A 21,820-nucleotide genomic window follows, 5' to 3' on the forward strand; every position below is an offset into this window, starting at 1 on the left:
GACGTATGATGCTCAAGAGTGTATTGATAACAGGGTCGAACGCTGGGCTTGGTAAAGAAAGTGCCAAACAGTTAGCGATTCAAGGTGTTGAGAAAGTTTACTTAGGTTGCCGAAACGAAGCCAAAGCGAAACAAGCCAAGCAGGAACTAGAACAAACTACCGGAAAATCAGTATTTGAAATAGTACTTCTCGATGTGTCTAACTTAGAATCCGTTCGCTCCGCTGTTGCAAAGATTGAAGATCCTATTGAAGGCCTGATCATGAATGCTGGAGGGATTGGTGGCGCTAGTAGCGTGAACAAAACGCGAGACAGTGTGACGCAAATTTTCGCGGTGAATGTACTTGGGCATGTTGTGTTGGCAGAAGAATTACTGAAAGCAGGCAAGTTAACCAAAGTGGGTTTGTTTGTCGGTACGGAAGCGTCTCGCGGATATGCCGATATGGGGATGAAAAAACCGGATCTTGCCACCTCTTCCCCAGATGAATTTGCCTCTATTGCCAGTGGTTCCTTCTTTTACGGCCCAGATGCTACTGATCCTATGGTTCAATACGGACCGGTTAAGTACGTGGGAACCATGTGGATGTCATCATTATCACGCCAGTACCCTGATGTACGACTCATAACGATGAGTCCGGGAGCGACAACGGGGACTGAAGGAACCAGTGCAATGGCGTGGCACAAGCAGATATATTTCAAAGTGATGATGCGTGTTGCTCAAATGATGGGCAAGATGCACGGGGTTGAAGTGGGCGCGAAACGGTTAGTGGATGGTGTGCTAGATGACTCCTACAAAACTGGGATATTTTATGCCAGTAAAGAAGGCGCGAGCGGCGAGATATGTGACCAAGTTGTCCACCTTTCTGATTTGGCAAACCAAGAGTTTCAAGACAATGCAAGGCAAGCAGTGTTGCGCTTTATCTCTTAACTAACCCAAACATTGTCAAGAAACCGGGCTGCCTAAGGTTGTATGTAACGGACGTTCGTTATCAAACTTTTTTGACAGGGTGTATAGGAAGTGCCAAAAATTTTATTGCACGGGCATATTATTGTGCCAAAAGAAGATCTTGTTGCGGTCGTGGAAGCCCTTCCTCTTCATATCCAACTTACGAAGAAAGAGCAGGGTTGTTTGCTTTTTGAAGTGCTCCAGAGCCAAGAAAACAAAAACATGTTCAGCGTTTATGAAGAGTTTATTGATCTCGAATCGTTTCAACTTCATCAGAACAGAGTAAAAGCTTCCGTTTGGGGAAAAGTTGCAGCCAACGTTGAGCGTCATTACCAAATTAGTGAACTTTAGGCAGATTCGCACTTAAAGTAACGTGTTGATTAAATGATCTAGTGAAATCAAAGCTGCGTCAGAGCGCTTAGCTAGGCATTACGTTTATTTACAAAGGGATTTAAATATGAATATCCTTCAAGCGACAACCGATCACCTTGACCATGTAGCCCGTTTATTTAACCAATACCGGGTATTTTATGGGGTTGAAAGCGATTTGAAATTGGCCCAAGAGTTTATTGGAGAGCGTCTCTCAAATAATGAATCGGTTGTTTTCCTCGCTCTCGATTCAAACGGAGAGGCCGTCGGGTTTACTCAGCTATACCCGAGTTTCTCATCAGTGTCAGTGCAAAAAATATGGATTCTTAATGATCTGTTTGTAAACGGTGATTTTCGAGGGCAAGGAGTAGGGAAAGCCTTGCTGAACGCTGCAAAACAGTTTGCAGAGGGGACCAAAGCGAAAGGGATAGCACTTGAAACAGCACATGATGATGTATCGGCACAGCACCTTTATGAAACACTTGGTTATCAGAAGGATACGAGATACTACCACTACTTCTTAACGCTATAGGTGTATAAGAAAGTTGTATTTGTTCGATGAAAAGACATCAGGGAGCCAAATTGTTTGATTGTGCTCCCTGATTTTATTCATTGAGTCATGTGACTCGCGTGCTTACCACATTAAGTCGTCAGGCACGACAAAATCAGCGTACGGGTCGTCTTCTGCTGGGATTTCTTCGGTAGCAGTGTTGTTCTCAATGATGACTTCTTGGTCACGCAAGGCGATTTTCTTGGCAACTGAGTTTGGGATTACAACATAGCTCTCTCCAGAACGGGCAATGGCTAGGATACCTTTGACCAACTGGCTATGGATTAGGGGCTCAACGTGGATTGACTTGATGAACTTACCGTCGGTGAAATTATATTTCACATCACCATCTTTGAGCTCCAGCTTATTCATGTCAATCAGTTGTTTGATTTGCGAACGGACTTCTTTTGTAAGCTGCTGCTCTTTTAGCTGTTGGTTGAGCTGTTGATCACGCTCTAACTGTGCCGCTTTTTGAGTTTCAACGGCTTCACGTGTTTCACGAGCTTGGACACGGGATTTCTTAGAACCTTTTTTGGCCTTTTTAAGTTTTTTTTCGTTTACCAAACCTGCTTTGAGCATTTGTTCTTGAAGCGTTAATTTTGCCATGACTTAATCCAAAGAAATTTTTGGCACAGTGTAGCGCTTAGCGAAGAACAAGAAAAGTCTCTTAGAAGGTGTCAGTCTTTCATGGCTATTTTTTCATCGTAGGGAAGGGACAACTACCGAAGAGTTGTCTTAAAAAGCACTCCAAGTTAAACCCTAAATATCAACAACACGTTATTGATAAGATCCAAGGTGTTTATAAAATCCAAGGTGTCGCTTCGATAAGTGGCTGAGCACCTTTATCTTCTGGCGTGCCTTGTATATCAATATGATAATTGGCGAATCCCGCTGCACGCATGATCTTATCGTAAGTTCCATCCTGTTTTAGCATCTCTAATCCAGTATTGAAGTCGTCGACATATTGTTTTGCATTTGGCGACTTCTTAGAAAATAGGGCGTAGGTCGCATTGGAAGATAAAGGAGGGCTAATTTTCTGTAGTTGGTTCTTTTGATTAGTGAAATGATGATTCATAACGTATATGGCTGAAGGTTCGGGGATAGCAATAATGTCGACTCGTTTCTTGAGCAATTTATTGATGCTCTGTATATAGGTGTTTGAATTGGTTATATACAAAAGCTCACTATTATCAAATGCAGGTCCATGTGAGTTCCCTCGCACAACATCAATGCTGTAATGATCAAGCTCTTCTAAATTTTTAATCCTCTTGGGGACGTCACTGTCTTTACGTACCAATAAAATATCGCGACTGGTAAACAATGGGAGACTGTATAAGCCGAATATTGTGCGTTCTTTCGTGAAATAGGCACCTATCACGGCATCCGCTTCACCGGATTCTACCAATTTGACCGCTCGCGCCCAAGGGGCGAATCGAATGGCTACATTATAGCCGACTTTGTTCATGCTTTGTTTCGTCAATTCGACGAGAAAACCTTGATTTGGAAGATCTTTACCTGAAAAAGGTGGATAAGGAGAAGTGACAAATAGGATGCTATTTTCTTTGGCGATACTATGGGGAGACCATCCAATGAGTAAGCAACAGACTATGATAATGATAAACTTCATGAGCTGTTACCTGCAATAGCTTATAGGTGTTTTCCTTTCCCGTTAGCTCAATTTAAGTTGAGAGTTGATGGCACGTCAATATTCATCATGAATAGAAAATTTGAATGGTATAAAAAATCCCCCAGCTTTTGGCTGAGGGATTTGAGTTGTCGTTTATGCTGTTATGAAAGCTTACGCTAATAACTCGTTAGCAGTATCAACAATGTTCTCAACGGTAAAGCCGAACAGTTTGAATAGCTCACCCGCTGGTGCAGATTCACCGAACGTTGTCATACCAATCACGCGACCTTCTAAGCCAACGTATTTGTACCAGTAGTCAGCGATGCCCGCTTCAACTGCGATACGTGCCGTCACGTCTGATGGCAGAACCGCTTCACGGTACGCGGCATCTTGCTTCTCGAACAAGTCAGTCGATGGCATAGAGACTACGCGTACTTGTTTGCCTGCTGCTGTGAGTTCTGCGGCTGCATCCACAGTCAGTTGAACTTCAGAACCGGTTGCAATCAAGATAAGCTCAGGCTTGTCTGCGCAATCTTTCAGGATGTAACCACCCTTAGCGATGTTTGCTACTTGCTCTGCGTTACGGTCTTGCTGAGCAAGATTTTGACGAGAGAAGATAAGTGAGCTTGGGCCGTCTTTACGTTCAATCGCTAGTTTCCAAGCCATTGCAGATTCGACTTGGTCACATGGACGCCATGTGCTCATGTTTGGTGTTAGACGCAGAGAAGCCACTTGCTCAACCGGTTGGTGAGTAGGGCCGTCTTCGCCTAAGCCGATGGAATCGTGCGTGTACACTTGGATATTTTGTACACCCATCAGTGCCGCCATACGCATGGCGTTACGCGCGTATTCCATGAACATGAGGAAAGTGGCACCGTAAGGAACAAAACCACCGTGCAGCGCGATACCATTGATGATGGCCGTCATACCGAACTCACGCACACCGTAGTGGATGTAGTTGCCGGATGCGTCTTCAGCCGTTAGTGACTTCGAGCCAGACCAGATAGTCAGGTTCGATGGCGCAAGGTCGGCAGAGCCGCCCATGAATTCAGGGAGCATTTGGCCAAATGCTTCAAGTGCGTTTTGAGACGCTTTACGTGAGGCAATGTTGGCTGGGTTAGCTTGTAGGTCAGCGATGATTTGCTGAGTCTTTGCTTCCCATTCTGCTGGCAAGTCACCGTTTACGCGGCGTTTGAATTCTGCAGCCAATTCAGGGTGAGCAGCCGCGTAGGCAGCGAATTTCTCATCCCATGCGGATTCTTTTGCTTGGCCAGCTTCTTTCGCATCCCACTCAGCATAAACGTCCGCTGGGATTTCAAATGGACCGTGTTCCCAGCCTAGGAATTCACGCGCTGCTTTGATTTCTTCCACGCCTAGAGGTGCGCCGTGACAATCGTGTGAGCCTGATTTGTTTGGAGAACCAAAACCAATGATGGTCTTAGTACAGATAAGCGTTGGACGTGGGTCTGCTTTAGCGGCTTCAATAGCAGCATTGATTGCGTCTGCATCGTGACCGTCTACTGCTGGAATAACGTGCCAGCCGTAGGCTTCAAAACGCTTAGGGGTATCGTCAGAGAACCAACCTTCAACGTGACCATCGATAGAGATGCCGTTGTCATCCCAGAATGCAATCAGCTTACCTAGGCCTAGCGTACCGGCTAGTGAGCATGCTTCGTGCGAGATGCCTTCCATCAGACAGCCATCGCCCATGAATGCGTAAGTGAAGTGGTCCACGATATCGTGGCCATCACGGTTAAATTGCGCGGCCAGAGACTTCTCAGCAATCGCCATACCGACAGCATTGCTAACACCTTGGCCTAGAGGGCCTGTGGTGGTTTCAATGCCCGGTGCATAACCAAATTCTGGGTGACCCGGAGTTTTTGAGTGCAATTGACGGAAGTTTTTCAGCTCTTCAATTGGAAGCTCATAACCGGCAAGGTGTAGCAAAGAGTAGATAAGCATTGAGCCATGGCCGTTCGACAAAACGAAACGGTCGCGGTCAGCCCAGTTCGGGTTGCTTGGGTTGTGGTTTAGGTGAGAGCGCCAAAGTACTTCAGCGATGTCAGCCATACCCATAGGCGCACCAGGGTGACCAGAGTTAGCTTGTTGAACGCCGTCCATGCTGAGAGCGCGGATAGCATTTGCGAGATGTTTGCGGTTCATAATTAGTTCCGAAGATAAAATAGTGAAATTCTTAAATTAGATACCCGCTAGGTTACGGTGTAACCCAGCGGAAGAAACATTAAGACTTGTCGGCGATCATTAAAGCTTGTCAGCGATCATTGTTTCTAGCTTGCCTTGGTCGATAGCGAAGTTGCGGATGCCTTCAGCTAACTTTTCAACAGCCATTGCGTCTTGGTTGTGTTCCCATAGGAACTCAGAGTGCGTCATTGCTGCTGGGCGAGCGTTTGAAGTGTCAGTGTCTTTTAGTTTAGCGACCACTTCGCCTTCTGCTTCTTCTAGCTCTTGTAGAAGTGCAGGGCTGATTGTTAGACGGTCACAGCCTGCAAGCTCTAGAATTTCACCAATGTTACGGAAGCTTGCGCCCATTACGACTGTTTGGTAATCATGCTCTTTGTAGTAGTCAAAGATCTTAGCAACAGACAATACGCCTGGATCTTCTTGTGCTTCGAATCCACGACCTTCTTTGGCTTTGTACCAATCCATGATACGGCCAACGAATGGAGAAATCAGGAATACGCCAGCTTCGGCACAAGCACGCGCTTGAGCAAAAGAGAATAGTAGCGTTAGGTTACAGTTGATGCCTTCTTTCTCTAGGATCTCAGCTGCGCGGATGCCTTCCCAAGTAGAAGCTAGTTTGATCAAGATACGGTCGTTTGAGATGCCAGCATCATTGTACATTTTGATAAGCTGACGAGCCTTAGCCACACTGCCTTCAGTGTCGTAAGATAGGCGAGCATCAACTTCTGTTGAAATACGGCCAGGAATAGTGGTTAGGATTTCTTTACCGATGTTAACCGCAAGCATGTCGCAAGTGTCTTGTACTTGCTGCGCTTTGTCATCACTTTGTGTTTTTGCGTATTCGATTGCTTGGTCTATCAGTGGCGCATATTCTGCAATCTGAGCGGCTTTGAGGATTAGAGAAGGGTTGGTAGTGGCGTCTTCTGGTTGGTACTTTTTGATAGCGTCAATTTCGCCAGTGTCTGCTACTACGGTTGTTAGTTTGCGAAGTTGCTCTAACTTGTTGCTCATAATCGATGATCCTATTTCCTGGGCTAACCAAACCGGATATTCGGCTTAAATTAGGTTCGGTTGTTATTCAACGTATCGCTTTCTCAATCTATATGAGGAGCGCTGTCGTTAATTTAAACAAAAATCAGCACATGTAACATTTGCTCTGTGCATATGTTCAATTGCTGAGTAAATGATGGCTTCATATATATCGTATCTCGGAGAAAAGTCAATTCACTATGCTTAAGTAAAGTGACTGAATTCTTGTAAATCGAGAAAATACCCGTTTTATTTGTGCGTGGACATACATTTCGTTGTGTTTTTAGTCAGTTTTGGACATGTTTTTTACTAGGATTTTTATGAGAATATGTAACAATGCTGATCAGATGTAATTAAGAGGTGTTGCTTTTATGCCGGTCGTAAACCCTGAATCTCCAAGCGAACTGACTGATCTTCTCACAGAAATTTCTGTGGCGTACTATCAAGAAGGAGCCACTCAAGAAGAAATTTCTAAGAAGTTTTCTATCTCACGCGCCAAAGTAGGCCGAATGCTTAAGCAAGCGCGTGATGAAGGTATAGTGGAAATCACAGTAAAGTATCACCCAGTGTTTAGCGCTAAAATTGAGCAGCGCATGATGGAACGTTTCGGCGTTAAACGTGCGCTCATCGCACTAGACCAGCCAAACGAAGAGTTGCAACGCGAACAGGTCGCGGGGCTAGTGTCTAAATACCTTTCAAGCACCTTGAAGAATGGTATGGTTGTATCAATTGGTCAGGGGCGAAATGTTTCTGCTGTAGGACATTACACTGGGGTAATTAGCCCCAAAAATTGCAAATTTGTTTGTGGAATTGGCGGTATCCACCCTAGGGGGGGAGATTACAACGCTGACCATATCTCTAGGCAAATGGCCAAGAAGTATGGTGGGACATCTGAAACTCTGTATGCACCCGCTTACGCTGAAAACCGAGACCAAAAACTCGCTTTCATGCAAAATGCCACGATCAAACAAACCTTAGATCTAGCACGGAAGGCCGATGTTGCGTTAGTCGGTATCGGTGACATGAGTGAAAATAGTTATATGGTTGACCTTGGCTGGTTCACTCCAGAAGAAGTCGTACAATCTCGTTTGAAAGATGGGGTAGTTGGAGATTTTGCAGGCTACGATTTTTTTAATATCCAAGGGAAAGTCATGAATACCGCGATGAATGACCGAGTTATTGGTTTAGGAATGGACGAGTATCGAGCAATTTCACAAGTGATAGCGATCGTGGCAGAAAACAGTAAACCGTTAGCATTATTGGGCGCATTACGAACAGGCGCAATTGATGTCGTCGCAACGAGCGTGAGTAATGCGTTGACGGTGCTCAATCTAGATGAGCAGTTTAATTCTTAGCGTGTATTAGCCCTAACTTCAATTTTCCCTAAGGCCTCCCAGATCGTACCTACGGCTAACATGTGTTAGAAGAAACGTTTTCACACGTTCTGGGAGCTTACCCATTCTTAAACTACAATTTACTTAGAAACATGCTCAGTAATCGAATGGAATGGATAATGTGTAAGCTGCTTATTTGCCTATTACTTTACTGGCCAATAGTCAGTAACTCTCAAGAGATCAAAATCGCATACAACAATTCTTGGTCACCATACTCATCAGGTATTAACGATTCGGATGGAATACTTGTCGCATTGGTGGAGCACATCATCGAAACCAAATTAAATACTACTGTTGTCAATACTGGTTTCCCGTGGAAACGAGCACAACTTATGGTGCACAATGGAAGCTATGATGCCTACATCACAGCCGCCACCGAGGAAAGGCTTAAATTTACATATAAATCCAGTGAAATTGTTTATCAAATCAAATTAAAGTCGTTTATTAGCGGTAGCTCCCCCATACGAGAGCAACTGTTAAGGTTAAACACCCCAGAAGACTTAAAACCGCTCCGAGTCTGTGAGATTTTGGGCAATGGATGGGGGGAGAATTTCTATAAAACACACAATATTTCCTATCATACCGTTAAAAATCTGCAAGCGTGCATTGGTCTAGCAGCCAAAAATCGAGTTGATATATTTATTCACTCAGAATCAGCCGCTTACTATGAAATAAGTAAAATGGGGTTGTCTGGTAAAATAGATACGATACCTAAAGTGTTCGGACAAATGGACTTCTATCTTCTGTTATCTAAAAAATCTGATTTTGGGAAAGAGTTTTTGGCTAAATTTAATGACGCTGTACGAACAATGAAGGAGGATGGTTCATACCAAGACTTGATAGAAAAGCTGAAATTAAGATACGCAAGGTTTTGATGTTTTATTTCCTTACACTCGTTTGCTAATCGAATGTTAATTAATCTAGGTTTGGATATTCTGGATTCTATATCCACTCAACTTGAAGGTTCAGGTTTGAGGATCTGAAAATTATCATTAATCCGAGATGAAAGAGTGTCGGCAATATCAGGTAATATCGCCGTGAAAAAATGTTTTATTGTTGACTCGAATTCTCGTTTATTAGCAAAATGAACGTTATTTCTAACCTGCTCATTCATTACTTTCCAGATCTGCTTAATTGGGTTTAAATTAGGGCGATAGGGGAGGAATATAATGAAGTTCAATGTTGAGAACTTTCGCCGCATTTTGTACTAATTCCGTTCAGTGATTCCCGCACAATCTAAGATAATGTGAACTTTTTGTTCTAACGGGTGGTAATGGCACTCTTTTTTGAGTTTCAGGACTCCGTTGCAAAGTTCCTCTAACAACGGAGCCCTAAGTCAGAAACCATGCACGACAAGGTGATTGGTACTTTCATCGAGTGAGAGTTTTATTATTAGCTCAACCAACTGGAGTCACAACCCATTAACAGGCTCCTTGGCACTTTTCCTTTCAAGGGTAGTGGTACGCCTGTCTTGATACTTGCCTATGATTTTTTCTAATGAACCATCTTTCCTCGCCTGAGTAAGCAGTTTATCAATTTGTTGGTATTCATATTTTTGACTTAGCGGTATAAGTATACTTTTGTCATGAACTGTATGAGGTTCTTTTGAGATATGAAACTTTCTTTGACCTGTGTTTTTTATGTAAAGATCTAGGTGAAATTTATTAACAATCGATATATCAACCCGATTGAAAATAGTAAGTTTAATGTTAGTTTCTACATTATTAACATCTTTTCTAACGATACTCCCCGCTTTAACGAGTGGATCGATATTAACGTAGTAATGTCCTCTTATCCCACCTAATGTCAACCCGATCATGGATTGAGGCCCACGATATTCGAACTTACGTTCTAAGCTTGAAATGATTTCATTCTTATCGGTTAGTATAGCTCGAGTCCAATAGTATTTTTTCTGTTCTACATCATTAAACCATGCTGGATTCGCACCTACAACCCCGAATTCGAGAAGGTTAGTCTCGATTTGGCGATTAATCCTCGCTCGTGGAATATGTCTAAGCTCATAAGTATTGTTAGGGTCATTAGCACTGAAATAATCAATCAAATCATAAAATAGGCCTTTTCCTTCGGAAGTTTCAAAGGGGATTGATTTTTGATAAAAAGAGAGAACAATGTGTTTAGCCGTAGCTTGATTGGTAATGACTTCTGCAAGAACAAGTCCAAGGACACTAAAAATAAGAATATTTTTTCGTAAAGCACTAATAAACATAACTGATTATATAATACATTTTACCCATACAGCCTAAGTATAGCTATCAACGGCGTTGTTTCTTAAATAAATTAACTTTTTTCACTCTCAATGAGACGAACGGTCGTGACCCCAACCCCAACCCGTTAAGTTAGGTGCAATACTCTTGTTCAATAAAGGTCCCGATGAGCTTATCATGCATCGTTTATGATTTGGAATCACAGGTCGTTTTACGCGCTAATCGCTTCAGTCGTGTTCGTAAGGTCAAGTTGATGCGCTCAATTCTCGGCGTGTACCTTTTCCCAACAATATGCTTCTCTCGTGGCAAAGTGGATGCGTAGACAGCGAAGCCGTCGGTGCAGTAAAAATTGATTGGAAAAGAGGATAAGAGCCGCAATAGGTTTTGGAATGCTTGATTTTTTCTTTAACGTCGGGCTTCCACGCTTCGTATTCATCATCTAGTTGGAAGGTACGTTTACACTCGAAGCAACGGTAACGCTGTTGCCCAGTTGAATCTGTATCGTGTTTTCGCACAAGGTGAGCCTGCGAACAGAATCGGCAGGTACTTCAATGGTAGCCATGGTCACGTGCCTAATTGTGGAATTATACCATATATCAATACCTTGGAGTTATGCACAAAAACTAACGTAACCAACTATACTTAAATCTAACTATTTTTTGTCAAAGGCTACAATACAATATGAATAGAGTTACATTTAGTATTGTCTCTCTTGTTTTTTTGATACCCGGAGCATACGCAGAAACTAAAATCAATGTGTGGACCTACTATCCTTCGCCTCCATTTTCTGTGCCCAAAGATGGGCTAAGTTTAACCCAGATCCTTTGTAAAGAACTTACCAATAAAAGCAACGGTAAATGGGTATTTGAACCAAAATATCTACCCCGAAAGCGAATAAATCATAATTTAGCACAAGGGAAAAGTGGTATTGTGTTGTGGGCATCGCCGGTATGGTTTGGTGACAAAGAGGAAAGTAAATACGATTGGACGGAAAGAGTCGTTTGGGGGCAAAACGAGATAGTGTCCCTCAAAGGAAGCAGCATTGAATATACTGGCCCAGAGTCAATGAAAGGAAAGCGTTTTGGAGGAGTGTTTGGCCACTACTATAAAGATATAGATGAATATGTAGAGTCAAAACAAATTACTCGCAATGATACTTCATCTTTTCAACAAAATTTTGACAAATTAATCAATGAGCGATTGGATGTAATCGTTATTCCTCGCGGAGAACTATTTCATATAATGAATAAAAAAGGGGCAAAGAAGGATATCTATATATCTAAAAAACCACATCAAAAATATCAAAGGAAAATATTAGTCACTAAAGACCTTGTTGATGTCAGAGATTATATAAATTCTCAAATATCAAAGGGTGGCAACCAAAACTACGAGAACCTACTAAAGAAATATGGACTTTCTAAATAGCTCAAGGTTCTATGTTTTTAATTGTTAAGGGTTATAAAATGGACAATGTGAAAAAGTTACCATCAATTATCTTAACCACCAGTTTGCTTTTCTCCAGCACTTTGTTTGCGAAGTCTTTACCTACCGCTCCATATCTACCGTTAGAGCTCGCACAAGCTGCTGCAAACGCCGCGATGAAACAATGCATAAAAGATGGATACAACGTCTCCGTCGCAGTTGTTGCCCGAACTGGTGAAACTAAAGTGTTGCTCAAAGGCGACAACACTGGGCCACACACCGCATCTAGTGCCATAGGCAAAGCATTCACTTCAGCTAGTATGGGGAGAGACACTATGGGGTTAGCGAAATTCATTTCGGATAGAAGAGATATGGATGGACTCCGTGATATGGATTCCCGAATGGTGATTCAAGGAGGAGGGCTTCCAATAGTGATTGATGGGTCTTTAGTTGCAGGTATCGGTGTGGGCGGAGCACCAGGGGGAGATAAAGACGAGGCATGTGCAGCCGTTGGTGTTAAAAGTATAACTCCGTAGACTCAGATAAGCCCGTCACTATATTGCGCAAACATCTAAGTCTATACGCTTTCAACTTGAAGGTGTAGGTTTGAGGGGCTGAAAATTATCATTAATTCGAGACACAGAGAGCTGGCGATATTCGGTAATGCATCTGTAAAAAATTCTTTATTGCAAGCTCAAGCTCTCGTTTATTTGTGCGGGGTGGCTTTGTTGAAATGTTCACATCAAAGTTGGATGGATATTGAGCACTTCAACAAAGCCCTTTATCATTGGTTCAGTTTGTTCTCAAAATAGACAAGATACTTCAATGGTGACCATGCACATTTTTTAAATATAAACCAGAGGCGTTGATGTTATGGGCGCACCTCCCTTCTAGCGTCGTTGTATCAAACTTAGGCTCCGTTGCAAAGTTTGCCTGTTGAACCAAACTGAATAGATATCTTTTTGCTCGGGGTTACCATGTCAGACTTTAAGGGTCCTTTGGAAGAAGTGCACCTCATTGAAAGTGAATTTACCTTCTAAACAGATAGAAAAGTAGGAAGCTCCGTTGTTAGAGAAACTTTGCAACGGAGCCGTTTATTTAGATTATGTTTATTTTTAGTCATCAGAGTTACTTCAATAGTAGAGTAGAGTAGAGTAGAGTTGTCCTATTTTACTTAAAATATAACATCTAAAACGAGTGCGGGCCTATAACGAAGTGTGTTTTTGTATGATACTTTCGATTGCGCCGGTTTCGTACATAATCTTAAGCTCTTTCGATAGTTTATCAATTACTTCTGGAGGGGTATTTTTGTTGCAAGCTAACCCTCTTAGCGTGGTTAAATATTCTAATTGCTTCTTAATTCTCCCTCGCATGTTAGTGCTTTCAATTAGATAGTTACCTACCATCGTATCAGTTGCCCATACATCTATCCGATTTTTATCTAATTTGTGAATGTTTTGACTGTCTCTAATTGTTTGCTCAGCCTTGAAACCTTGACTAGTTAAATATAAGGCCGTTGCACTTCCTAAATAAGTTCCAATTGTTAGTTTTTTAACATCATTAAGAGTCCTGATTTTGAACGGTGAATTTTGCTTTGTATAGAAACCAGAATGTGAAATCAATATTGGACTAACCCACTGGAAGAGCACCTCTCTCTCTTGGCTTCTCTGTGCTGGAAATACACATGAATACATTTCGCTCAAAGCAGCATTATAAGCTCTTTTCCAAGGTACAATTTCAACCTTAAACTGGATCCCTGAGTTTTTGAAAAGTTGAGATACTATATCAATTGCCACTCCAGTTAGTTGATTTCCGACTTTGTCGGCATATGGCGGAAGTTTCGCAGTAAATAACGTATAACTTTCTGCCTTCGCAGATATTGAATAAATACATAGCGTGACTAAAGCCAATATATATAGATACCTATTCATAATTTTCTCGATTACTTTTCCCACGCTTTTAAAGATTTTTCGTAGGATAGAGTGACTCCTGGAGGCTTTTCATTTTCAATTTTTGGCTTAGGGGCTCCATCTTGAGATAGCCAAAATTGAGCGTCTTTCGGGACATTAAGTTTCGGAGCGCAAGTTATTTGTCCTTTATCAGCAACTTTTCTTAGTCCATCGTCCATTTCAGAAGCCAATTTATCCATCGCCGCTTGTGGTGAAAGTTTGTTATTTGAGACTAGGCCAATATTTTTCCACCATAGCTCAGCCAAGTTCGGATAGTCCGGTACATTAGTCCCTGTCGGCGTCCAAATATTTCTAGCGGAGCTACGATAAAATTCAACCAAACCACCATATTTAGGCGTGGCTTCGCTCATGATGTCTGAATCAATATCTGATTTACGTATGGGAGTTAAACCAACCAATGTTTTTTTTAGCGAAACAGTTTTAGAAACGACAAATTGTGCATACAGCCAAGCCGCTTTACGACGTTTTAATGGTGTACTGGTCAAAAATGTCCAAGCCCCAACATCTTGATACCCCAACTTCATTCCTTTTTCCCAATAGACGCCCTTGGGGGAAGGAGCCATACGCCATCTTGGAGTACCATCTGGATTTGCTACCGGTAAATTAGGATTGGTTAACGATGCGGTGAAAGCGGTATACCAAAAGATCTGCTGAGCTATATTTCCTTGTCCAGGTAATGATCCTGCTTCAGAAAAATTCATTTCCTGTGATTTCGGTGGAGCGTACTTCTTCAACCATTCTATGTATTTACGTATTGAGTATACGGCTGCGGGACCATTTAATGCTCCACCTCTAGAAATGGAAGAGCCTACTGGATGACAGCCTTCAACTCGTATCCCCCATTCATCGACAGGAAGACCATTTGGTAAGCCTTTATCTCCTGCACCGGCCATTGACAGCCATGCGTCAGAAAATCTCCACCCTAACGATGGGTCATATTTACCATAGTCCATATGACCATAAACTTTTTTTCCATCAATTTCTTTTACATGAACAGTAAAAAACTCAGCAATATCTTCATATGCAGACCAGTTCTGTGGAATATTTAATTCGTAGCCGTAAATTTTTTCAAATTTGGTTTTTAGGCCTAAACGTGTAAACCAGTCATGTCGATACCAATATAAATTGGCGAATTGCTGATCAGGGAGTTGATAAAGTTTACCATCTGGAGCTGTAGTGAATGTTAACCCGATAAAATCGTTTAGATCTAATGTTGGGAGAGTAACATCTCTTCCTTCAGCATTAATGAAATCACTTAATGCTATTACTTTACCTGAGCGATAATGTGTTCCAATTAGGTCGCTATCATTTATATACGCGTCATAGATATTGTAATTTAGGTCGATTTGAGTGGATATTTTTTTAACAACATCATCTTCTCCAGTTATTTCATGAATAACCTTAATTCCAGTAATATCTTCAAAGGCTTTAGTCAGTGTATTTGCTTCATACCAGTGAGTATCAATTCTTTCAGAAACAACTTTTATCGTCATGCCGTGATATGGTTTAGCTGCTTCAATAAACCAAGACATTTCTTTAAGTTGTTGATGTTTGGTTAATGTGCTTTGCCTAAATTCACTCTCGATCCAACGTTTTGCATCGTCAATTCCAGATGACGAAAACTCGCTATAAAACATAGAAATACACGCGGTCATCACTGGAATACACACTTTGCAAACATTTATCACTTTCTAAGCATCCATCATATATTTTGGTTACTATAAAATAGTAGTACTAATGCTTTGATTTTGTAATTGATGCTGAAAGGAGATAGCAACCTAGTCGAGTTCTGAAAGGATTTGATGTTTTTCTTTTTGAATGAGTGGACAAAAATGTGTTTAACCCTAGCCTTCCGTGCATAATTCCGTTGTAACGTACGTCTACAGTCGAGATAACGGAAATGCCGATGCCCAGTAAGTGATGCTTAGTCCATATTTTTCAATGGTTTGGCTTGCTCAAAAAAACCGGCAAGGCACTGCAATGGTGGCCATGACTATTGTTGACATATGGAATCCTAGCATATGTCAACGAGCTGGAGCTGAGACAGTATAACCTTGTAGTATATAGGTTTACTCCATATCTACACTTAGCTATAATCCGCGTGATTTTAATACACGCTCTGGATTTACGTTCCAGCTCGCTGAAGGAAAAACCATGTCTCAATATGTTGTATGTGCGCTATATAAGTTTGTAACACTTAATGATTATAAAGAAATTCGTCAACCTTTAACCGATCTTCTTGAAGCAAAATGTATCCGCGGAACTTTGCTACTCGCTAGCGAAGGGATTAACGGTACTGTTGCAGGTAAGCGTGAATCAATAGACGCTTTGCTCCAATGGTTCAAACAAGATACTCGTCTAGCGGATGTTGTTTACAAAGAATCGTTTAATGAAGAACAGCCTTTCAACCGTACCAAGGTCAAACTGAAAAAAGAAATCGTGACGATGGGAGTAGAAGGTATCGATCCTCTCAACGTCGTTGGAACTTATGTTAAGCCTAACGATTGGAACGATCTGATTTCTGATCCAGAAGTACTATTAGTTGATACTCGTAACGACTACGAAGTGGATATCGGTACATTCAAAAATGCTGTGAACCCTAACACCGAAACGTTCCGCGAATTCCCACAATACGTCGCAGACAATCTAGACCCAACCAAGCATAAGAAAGTTGCAATGTTCTGTACTGGCGGTATTCGCTGCGAAAAATCAACTGCTTACATGAAAGAGCAAGGCTTTGATGAAGTGTACCACCTTGAAGGTGGGATTCTTAAATACTTGGAAGAAGTGCCAGCAAGCGAAAGTATGTGGGAAGGTGATTGCTATGTATTTGACGGTCGTGTTGCGGTAAATCATCAGCTAGAAAAAAGTGGTTATGATATCTGTAATGCTTGCCGATTACCTCTCACGAGTGAAGAGCAAGAGTCTGAGCATTTCGAAAAAGGCATTAGCTGCCCTAAGTGTATTGATAAACACAGCGACGAGCAAAAAGCCCGTTTTCGCGAACGTGAAAAGCAAGTGCGATTGTCAAATGCTCGTGGTGAAACCCACGTCGGCGGTGAAGCTGCTTATTCAAGAGAACAGCGTAGAAAAGAAAAACTAGCCTTGAAAGAACAGCAACGTTCAGGAAAGAAAGTACAATAATACCATTCAAGCTCTTATCGAAATACTCAATAAGAGCTTGTTTTTTTCTATGTAACTCAGCCGTTATGTATCCGAGCCGCCATGTAGCTCACCCACAATGTACGTCATCCACAACGTATCATTCGCTACACAACTTACTTTGTTACGTAACTTATTCTCCGTGGAGTTTAAGAGACTGCTAAGTGGCTGTCGTTATCGATGTTTGGCGGTTTACCTTCATCGAGCTATAGGAAATATAGCAGAGCGCAATTAACGCGTTAAACCTCAATCGGTAACTCGATACGTTGTCCCCATTCTGTCCATGACCCATCGTAGATAGCTAAATTTTCATAGCCACATTGCTCTGCTGCGAGCGCGACGATACAAGCAGTCACACCTGAACCACAAGAGAAGATGTATTGATCCAAATCTGGTGCCATGACTTCTTTGACGATCGGCTGTAATAACTCTACGGATTTTAATTTATGTTCGTCCATCAATTGGGAAAAGTGTAGGCATACAGAATTCGGGATATGCCCGCTGCGAATGCCCTTTCGTGGCTCTGGAGATTGGCCAGAAAATCGTGCTTTGGAACGGGCATCTACGGTCAGGCTTACTGGATTGTCGATATTCTCTTTGACCGATTCGGCTTGCAGGATCATTGATTCATTAAAGCGACCGTCAAAATTTCCTTGTGTTTCCATCTTGCGATAAGCTTGCTCGACGGAGAACCCTTCTTGCTTCCACGCTGTTAACCCGCCATCGAGTACAAACACCTTGTTGTGTCCCATGGCTCTAAACATCCACCATGCCCTTGGTGACGCGAAGGTGCCACTGTTGTCATACACGACAATCGTTGAGTCATTATTAATACCGAGCTGCTGTGCAAGTTGGTTGAACCGCTGCTGACTCGGCATGGTGTGAGGAAGTGGTGAATCTAAGTCGCAAAATTCTTTGTCGTAATCAAAACGCTGAGCGCTGGGAATAACGTTTTGTTTGTCTTTTTCTGGTTCACTCGGGATTTGAAATGCAATACTGGCATCGAGAATAACGATATCGTTTGAACTAAGTTGGTCATGGAGCCATTGAGCCGATACGAGAGAAGTCATAAGAGTCCTTTGGTAATTATGGGTGACAGGATTGAAACTGATAATACTGAGATTGCGTAATAGTGTTGACGGTTTTTCTGAGAATAACGACGTCGTTCAGACGGCATTGTACCTTCGGACTGACCTGCAAATTAAAAGGGGGGCCGCCGTTGATAGACAACAGAAAGTACTGTCGCATGCCATCAAGAGATTGCCTTTGCTCTTTGTGGAGTAATTTAGCGCTACTGACTCCGGGCAGGTTACGCTCGATTGGATGTTGAATGAGCACAGCGAGAAGCAGCGCTAGAGCCAATAGGCACAGGGTGTAAACCTTTGGGTTATCCATAGTTATGGGCGTTTCTTTTTTATGCTATCTAGTTATATTATGTCGTTACGTTATTTATTTACGTTATGTCGTTAGTCTCAACATACGGGGCAGGTAGCCCGTTTGTTCAGTTTGAGTTCTTGCCATTTTAAGGTCATCGCATCCAGCAATAGTAGTTTGCCAATCATAGGCTGCCCAAAATTCGCAATCACCTTAATAGCTTCTAGCGCTTGCATGCAACCAATAATACCGACTAAGGGAGCCATCACGCCTGCTTCGGCGCAAGATGTCGGTTGGTTGCCAAAGAGATCACTGAAACACTGATAGCATGGCTGGTCGTTATCGAGATACGTAAACACGCTCACTTGACCTTCCATGCGTATTGCTGCACCTGATACGAACGGCGTTTTTGTTTGGTAGCAAAGGCGGTTTAACTGATTGCGAGTGGCGAGGTTGTCACTGGCATCAAGCACCAGAGAATGTGCGTTGATGAGTGGCATCAACTCGGTGTCAGCAAGGCGCTTCGCAATCGAATTCACCTGAATATTTGGATTGAGGTGTCTGAGCGATTCTGCAGCGGAGTCGACTTTGCGTTGGCCAACATTACTATCGCTGTGTAAAACCTGCCGCTGCAAATTAGAGTGCTCAACGATATCGTCATCTACTAAAGTGAGTTGCCCAACTCCTGCGGTCGCGAGATATTGGCCAGCTGCGCAGCCCAAGCCTCCCACACCAATGATCAGGATAGAAGCGCTTTTTAGCGCTTCTTGTCCTTCAAAATCAAATTGATTTAGAGAGATTTGCCGATGGTAACGGAGCATTTCTTGGTCGGATAAAGCTTCCAAGTCGTATTCTCCTAATATAGCGCGTGATTGAACAGTTGGATTTGCACTTTTTCGCCTGCTGCCACACGGCCTCGTTCTTTTTCGAGCACAACAAAACAGTTTGCTAGGCTCATGGAGCGGAACGCACCCGAGCTTTGGTTCCCTGTGCTTTCGACAACCAGTTCACCGTTTTCTATCTTGTAGATACCGCGTTGGTAGTCGGTGCGGCCTGGGGACTTTTTAAACTGGCAACGAGTCGTGGCACTCAGAAGTTCAGGAGTTCGCCACTGTGTGTGACCTGCTAACTTAGCCAAGAGCGGCTGCACCAATACATACATCGTAATGAACGCAGAAACAGGGTTGCCGGGTAAACCACAAAAGAGAGCCTTATTTAGGCTACCAAAAGCAAAGGGTTTTCCGGGCTTTATCGCCAATTTCCAAAATCCAACTTCGCCAATTTTCTCCAAAATATCCTTGGTATAGTCTGCTTCACCAACGCTTACGCCGCCTGAGGTAATCACGACATCGGCGCGAGATTGAGCACGTTCAAACGCTTGTTGTAGTGCTTCTTGGTTATCTGGAATAATACCGAGGTCGATGGCTTCGCAGCCAAATGCCTCGATAAGTGGTGCAATGCCGTAGCGGTTGCTATCGTAAATTTGACCATCGAGTAACGGCTCGCCAAGTGGTTTGAGTTCATCGCCCGTGGAGAAGAACGCAACTTTCGGCTTACGATAAACGCGCACTTCACTCACACCTAAAGAGGCGAGCATTGGCATGTCTCGTGCCGTCAGACGTGTTCCACACTCTAAAACCAGATCGCCTTGCTGAATATCGTCGCCAATTGGTCGAATGTTGTTATTGAGTTTGACGTCTGTTTGATGAAAATGAATACCACCGTCTTCGATTTCGGTATTTTCTTGCATGATCACAGCATCACAACCCGATGGAATTTTTGCCCCTGTCATAATGCCAATACAGGTGCCCTCAGGCCAATCTTGAGAATAAGGCTGCCCCGCAAAAGATTTTCCAGCAAGAAGTAATACGTTGCTTCGAGTCAATTCAGCGCGACGTACAGCATAGCCATCCATTGCCGAGTTGTGGAAAGGAGGGACGTTGACAGGAGAATAGATATCTTCTGCGAGTACGAATCCAAGCGCTTTTGGCAGGGTTAGAGTCGTTGTGTTTTGTATTGTGGTGGCAGATGCCAGCATGGTTTTAATTGCATCGTCGATAGACATTAACCCTGGGGAATCGCAGCTGCTCATAAGAAGTCCTTTATTAACCTTGCATGTGCTTAGAGCTTGAACTGTAACATAATTTGACTGGCTCTGAATTTAGTCCTAATAAAATAAGGGTGTAATGAGTGTAAAATGCGAGTATCCTTGTCGCCCCCAGCAAAGTTGCAAGTTTTTGACCAGAGGAAATGACATGTCGGGCCTGAGTGAGTCAGCGAAGTTAGTAAAAGCCGCTCTTGCAGAATGCGGACTAGAAACCCCTATGCATGAGAACGATTTTAGCCGTGAAGAGAAAAAGCAAAAAATCGAACATCACATGAATGAAGTTTTGACGCTTCTAGGCTTAGATCTCACTGACGACAGTTTGCAAGAAACCCCTCATCGTGTTGCTAAGATGTATGTCGACGAGATTTTTTCTGGCTTGGATTATGGCACTTTTCCAAAGATCACTGTGATTGAAAACAAAATGAACGTGAACGAAATGGTTCGCGTTAAAGATATCACGGTAACCAGTACCTGTGAGCATCATCTTGTTACCATTGATGGAAAAGCGGCGATTGCTTATATCCCTCGTGGAAAAATTATTGGATTGTCGAAAATCAACCGTATCGTGCGGTTCTTCGCTCAGCGCCCCCAAGTGCAAGAGCGGATGACACAGCAAATCTTGGTTGCGCTACAAACCTTATTGGAATCTGACGATGTTGCGGTAACGATGGATGCGACCCATTATTGCGTGAAATCACGGGGTGTGATGGATGCGACAAGCGTAACCACGACGACGGCTCTTGGTGGAATTTTCAAAAAGAATGCCGCGACTCGACATGAATTTTTGCATGGCTTGCGTTAATTTTTAGTGAACTATAGTTAGCCGAAAATGCTATATAGCTAACAGCAAACAACGTTATCTCTAAGCAAACAAAAAACCAGCCGATGTGCTGGTTTTTTGTTTGCTTGAGTCCCGTCGCGATTAAGCGTCTTGTAACTTGTTACTGCTAAAGTAAGCGTAAAAGCTAAAGATGATGGCTAAACTGCTGAATACGGTCATCAGAGTGCCTGCTGGTGGTGCTAGGTCGGCCATGTCAACAAAGATGAAGTAACCCATATCTCCTAAACCTGCGACCAAAGCGGTTACAAAAATGGCTGAAGCACTTTTTCTCCACACACCAACACTACCGATGATAGCGACAACGCCGAACCAACCAAGATTCCAAGAGTGCTGTTTGAGGCTCGCAGTCACTATCGGTGCATATTCACGAATCATATCAGAGGTGAGCGGGTCTTTTGCGACAAAGCTGAGTGATAATGCTTCGTTACCAAGTGATAGTAAGTAAATCATGCCGACGCCAATCATTAAATGAAATACGCCCCAAATCAGCCAGAGTACTGAAGAAGCTTTTAGTAATGTTGATGGTTTCATAATTTGTTACCTTTATTCTATGTTACTTCATCTTAGAAGTGTTTCGTTCGACTTGGTAACTACTATAAATCTA

Annotated in this window: 21 protein-coding genes and 2 pseudogenes; 9 read left to right on the forward strand and 14 right to left on the reverse strand. The window is 42.8% G+C overall.

Translation table 11 applies throughout. From position 1 onward, the window contains the following. The first annotated feature begins 5 nt into the window (after positions 1–5). The 3 genes from L4C34_RS03090 (at position 6) to L4C34_RS03100 (ending at position 1,845) form a co-directional block, all read left to right on the forward strand. On the forward strand, positions 6–926 hold the full coding sequence (locus tag L4C34_RS03090; protein ID WP_428787887.1) for an SDR family NAD(P)-dependent oxidoreductase: 921 nt from the start codon (positions 6–8) through the stop codon (positions 924–926). Between the two features lie 90 nt (positions 927–1,016). Further along, the gene (locus tag L4C34_RS03095) at positions 1,017–1,295 is read left to right on the forward strand and encodes a putative quinol monooxygenase (RefSeq protein WP_428787888.1); all 279 of its coding nucleotides are present in this window, start codon (positions 1,017–1,019) and stop codon (positions 1,293–1,295) included. A 106-nt stretch (positions 1,296–1,401) separates the two neighbouring features. Next, a complete protein-coding gene (locus L4C34_RS03100) occupies positions 1,402–1,845 on the forward strand; it encodes a GNAT family N-acetyltransferase (RefSeq protein WP_428787889.1) in 444 nt (147 codons plus the stop codon). 102 nt (positions 1,846–1,947) lie between these two features. On the opposite strand, the gene L4C34_RS03105 is transcribed toward L4C34_RS03100, so the two are convergent. The 4 genes from L4C34_RS03105 to tal all read right to left on the reverse strand — a co-directional run bounded on the left by L4C34_RS03105 (position 1,948) and on the right by tal (position 6,703). Then, positions 1,948–2,469 (reverse strand): DUF2058 domain-containing protein, encoded by a 522-nt coding sequence (locus L4C34_RS03105; protein ID WP_428787890.1) that lies wholly within the window; start codon positions 2,467–2,469, stop codon positions 1,948–1,950. 193 nt (positions 2,470–2,662) lie between these two features. Continuing rightward, on the reverse strand, positions 2,663–3,490 hold the full coding sequence (locus L4C34_RS03110) for a substrate-binding periplasmic protein (protein WP_428787891.1): 828 nt from the start codon (positions 3,488–3,490) through the stop codon (positions 2,663–2,665). A 171-nt stretch (positions 3,491–3,661) separates the two neighbouring features. Next, positions 3,662–5,653 (reverse strand): transketolase, encoded by a 1,992-nt coding sequence (tkt, locus tag L4C34_RS03115; RefSeq protein WP_428787892.1) that lies wholly within the window; start codon positions 5,651–5,653, stop codon positions 3,662–3,664. 99 nt (positions 5,654–5,752) lie between these two features. Further along, a complete protein-coding gene (gene tal / locus L4C34_RS03120) occupies positions 5,753–6,703 on the reverse strand; it encodes a transaldolase (protein WP_428787893.1) in 951 nt (316 codons plus the stop codon). A gap of 389 nt (positions 6,704–7,092) precedes the next feature. On the opposite strand from tal, the gene L4C34_RS03125 reads away from it, so the two are divergent. Then, complete coding sequence (locus L4C34_RS03125) at positions 7,093–8,076, forward strand: sugar-binding transcriptional regulator (protein WP_428787894.1); 984 nt, start codon at positions 7,093–7,095, stop codon at positions 8,074–8,076. Between the two features lie 158 nt (positions 8,077–8,234). Beyond that, on the forward strand, positions 8,235–8,990 hold the full coding sequence (locus L4C34_RS03130; protein WP_428787895.1) for a substrate-binding periplasmic protein: 756 nt from the start codon (positions 8,235–8,237) through the stop codon (positions 8,988–8,990). A gap of 77 nt (positions 8,991–9,067) precedes the next feature. Here the strand turns inward: L4C34_RS03130 and L4C34_RS03135 are convergent. From L4C34_RS03135 to L4C34_RS03145, 3 genes and pseudogenes are all read right to left on the reverse strand, one after another. Further along, positions 9,068–9,388, reverse strand: a pseudogene (locus L4C34_RS03135) (transposase); the annotation flags it as partial. Between the two features lie 138 nt (positions 9,389–9,526). Beyond that, positions 9,527–10,342: a hypothetical protein gene (locus L4C34_RS03140; protein WP_428787896.1), complete on the reverse strand. Its 816-nt coding sequence runs from the start codon at positions 10,340–10,342 to the stop codon at positions 9,527–9,529. Positions 10,343–10,526: 184 nt separating this feature from the next. Beyond that, a pseudogene (locus L4C34_RS03145) lies at positions 10,527–10,724 on the reverse strand (IS1 family transposase); the annotation flags it as partial. 297 nt (positions 10,725–11,021) lie between these two features. Between L4C34_RS03145 and L4C34_RS03150 the strand changes: the two are divergent. Together L4C34_RS03150 and L4C34_RS03155 are read left to right on the forward strand one after the other, a co-directional pair. Beyond that, complete coding sequence (locus L4C34_RS03150; protein ID WP_428787897.1) at positions 11,022–11,765, forward strand: hypothetical protein; 744 nt, start codon at positions 11,022–11,024, stop codon at positions 11,763–11,765. Positions 11,766–11,803: 38 nt separating this feature from the next. Further along, the gene (locus L4C34_RS03155) at positions 11,804–12,298 is read left to right on the forward strand and encodes a GlcG/HbpS family heme-binding protein (protein ID WP_428787898.1); all 495 of its coding nucleotides are present in this window, start codon (positions 11,804–11,806) and stop codon (positions 12,296–12,298) included. A gap of 669 nt (positions 12,299–12,967) precedes the next feature. Here the strand turns inward: L4C34_RS03155 and L4C34_RS03160 are convergent. Beyond that, on the reverse strand, positions 12,968–13,693 hold the full coding sequence (locus L4C34_RS03160; protein WP_428787899.1) for a substrate-binding periplasmic protein: 726 nt from the start codon (positions 13,691–13,693) through the stop codon (positions 12,968–12,970). Between the two features lie 11 nt (positions 13,694–13,704). Continuing rightward, positions 13,705–15,387, reverse strand: a complete 1,683-nt coding sequence (locus L4C34_RS03165; RefSeq protein WP_428787900.1) for an ABC transporter substrate-binding protein — start codon at positions 15,385–15,387, stop codon at positions 13,705–13,707. Positions 15,388–15,886: 499 nt separating this feature from the next. Between L4C34_RS03165 and trhO the strand changes: the two genes are divergently transcribed. Beyond that, a complete protein-coding gene (trhO, locus tag L4C34_RS03170; protein WP_428787901.1) occupies positions 15,887–16,876 on the forward strand; it encodes an oxygen-dependent tRNA uridine(34) hydroxylase TrhO in 990 nt (329 codons plus the stop codon). Positions 16,877–17,133: 257 nt separating this feature from the next. On the opposite strand, the gene L4C34_RS03175 is transcribed toward trhO, so the two are convergent. From L4C34_RS03175 to moeA, 4 genes are all read right to left on the reverse strand, one after another. Continuing rightward, positions 17,134–17,964, reverse strand: coding sequence for a sulfurtransferase (locus L4C34_RS03175; RefSeq protein ID WP_428787902.1), 831 nt, complete (start codon positions 17,962–17,964; stop codon positions 17,134–17,136). 16 nt (positions 17,965–17,980) lie between these two features. After that, complete coding sequence (locus L4C34_RS03180; RefSeq protein WP_428787903.1) at positions 17,981–18,289, reverse strand: hypothetical protein; 309 nt, start codon at positions 18,287–18,289, stop codon at positions 17,981–17,983. A gap of 77 nt (positions 18,290–18,366) precedes the next feature. After that, positions 18,367–19,113: a molybdopterin-synthase adenylyltransferase MoeB gene (gene moeB, locus L4C34_RS03185; RefSeq protein WP_428787904.1), complete on the reverse strand. Its 747-nt coding sequence runs from the start codon at positions 19,111–19,113 to the stop codon at positions 18,367–18,369. Between the two features lie 11 nt (positions 19,114–19,124). Then, the gene (moeA, locus tag L4C34_RS03190) at positions 19,125–20,360 is read right to left on the reverse strand and encodes a molybdopterin molybdotransferase MoeA (protein ID WP_428787905.1); all 1,236 of its coding nucleotides are present in this window, start codon (positions 20,358–20,360) and stop codon (positions 19,125–19,127) included. Between the two features lie 163 nt (positions 20,361–20,523). On the opposite strand from moeA, the gene folE reads away from it, so the two are divergent. Beyond that, positions 20,524–21,177 carry a GTP cyclohydrolase I FolE gene (folE, locus tag L4C34_RS03195; protein ID WP_428787906.1) on the forward strand — a complete coding sequence of 218 codons (654 nt, stop codon included), beginning with the start codon at positions 20,524–20,526 and terminating at the stop codon, positions 21,175–21,177. A 120-nt stretch (positions 21,178–21,297) separates the two neighbouring features. Here the strand turns inward: folE and L4C34_RS03200 are convergent, their stop codons facing one another. After that, on the reverse strand, positions 21,298–21,747 hold the full coding sequence (locus L4C34_RS03200; protein WP_428787907.1) for a hypothetical protein: 450 nt from the start codon (positions 21,745–21,747) through the stop codon (positions 21,298–21,300). Positions 21,748–21,820: the final 73 nt, after the last annotated feature.

This window comes from Vibrio profundum, assembly GCF_050337555.1.
GTDB lineage: Bacteria > Pseudomonadota > Gammaproteobacteria > Enterobacterales > Vibrionaceae > Vibrio > Vibrio profundum.

Excerpts from the sequence above, each read along its gene's own strand:
- L4C34_RS03090 (WP_428787887.1), top strand. The coding sequence starts at position 6 with ATGATGCTCAAGAGTGTATTGATAACAGGGTCGAACGCTGGGCTTGGT.
- L4C34_RS03100 (WP_428787889.1), top strand. The coding sequence starts at position 1,402 with ATGAATATCCTTCAAGCGACAACCGATCACCTTGACCATGTAGCCCGT.
- L4C34_RS03105 (WP_428787890.1), bottom strand. The coding sequence starts at position 2,469 with ATGGCAAAATTAACGCTTCAAGAACAAATGCTCAAAGCAGGTTTGGTA.
- L4C34_RS03110 (WP_428787891.1), bottom strand. The coding sequence starts at position 3,490 with ATGAAGTTTATCATTATCATAGTCTGTTGCTTACTCATTGGATGGTCT.
- tkt (WP_428787892.1), bottom strand. The coding sequence starts at position 5,653 with ATGAACCGCAAACATCTCGCAAATGCTATCCGCGCTCTCAGCATGGAC.
- tal (WP_428787893.1), bottom strand. The coding sequence starts at position 6,703 with ATGAGCAACAAGTTAGAGCAACTTCGCAAACTAACAACCGTAGTAGCA.
- L4C34_RS03125 (WP_428787894.1), top strand. The coding sequence starts at position 7,093 with ATGCCGGTCGTAAACCCTGAATCTCCAAGCGAACTGACTGATCTTCTC.
- L4C34_RS03130 (WP_428787895.1), top strand. The coding sequence starts at position 8,235 with ATGTGTAAGCTGCTTATTTGCCTATTACTTTACTGGCCAATAGTCAGT.
- L4C34_RS03140 (WP_428787896.1), bottom strand. The coding sequence starts at position 10,342 with ATGTTTATTAGTGCTTTACGAAAAAATATTCTTATTTTTAGTGTCCTT.
- L4C34_RS03150 (WP_428787897.1), top strand. The coding sequence starts at position 11,022 with ATGAATAGAGTTACATTTAGTATTGTCTCTCTTGTTTTTTTGATACCC.
- L4C34_RS03155 (WP_428787898.1), top strand. The coding sequence starts at position 11,804 with ATGGACAATGTGAAAAAGTTACCATCAATTATCTTAACCACCAGTTTG.
- L4C34_RS03160 (WP_428787899.1), bottom strand. The coding sequence starts at position 13,693 with ATGAATAGGTATCTATATATATTGGCTTTAGTCACGCTATGTATTTAT.
- L4C34_RS03165 (WP_428787900.1), bottom strand. The coding sequence starts at position 15,387 with ATGACCGCGTGTATTTCTATGTTTTATAGCGAGTTTTCGTCATCTGGA.
- trhO (WP_428787901.1), top strand. The coding sequence starts at position 15,887 with ATGTCTCAATATGTTGTATGTGCGCTATATAAGTTTGTAACACTTAAT.
- L4C34_RS03175 (WP_428787902.1), bottom strand. The coding sequence starts at position 17,964 with ATGACTTCTCTCGTATCGGCTCAATGGCTCCATGACCAACTTAGTTCA.
- L4C34_RS03180 (WP_428787903.1), bottom strand. The coding sequence starts at position 18,289 with ATGGATAACCCAAAGGTTTACACCCTGTGCCTATTGGCTCTAGCGCTG.
- moeA (WP_428787905.1), bottom strand. The coding sequence starts at position 20,360 with ATGAGCAGCTGCGATTCCCCAGGGTTAATGTCTATCGACGATGCAATT.
- folE (WP_428787906.1), top strand. The coding sequence starts at position 20,524 with ATGTCGGGCCTGAGTGAGTCAGCGAAGTTAGTAAAAGCCGCTCTTGCA.
- L4C34_RS03200 (WP_428787907.1), bottom strand. The coding sequence starts at position 21,747 with ATGAAACCATCAACATTACTAAAAGCTTCTTCAGTACTCTGGCTGATT.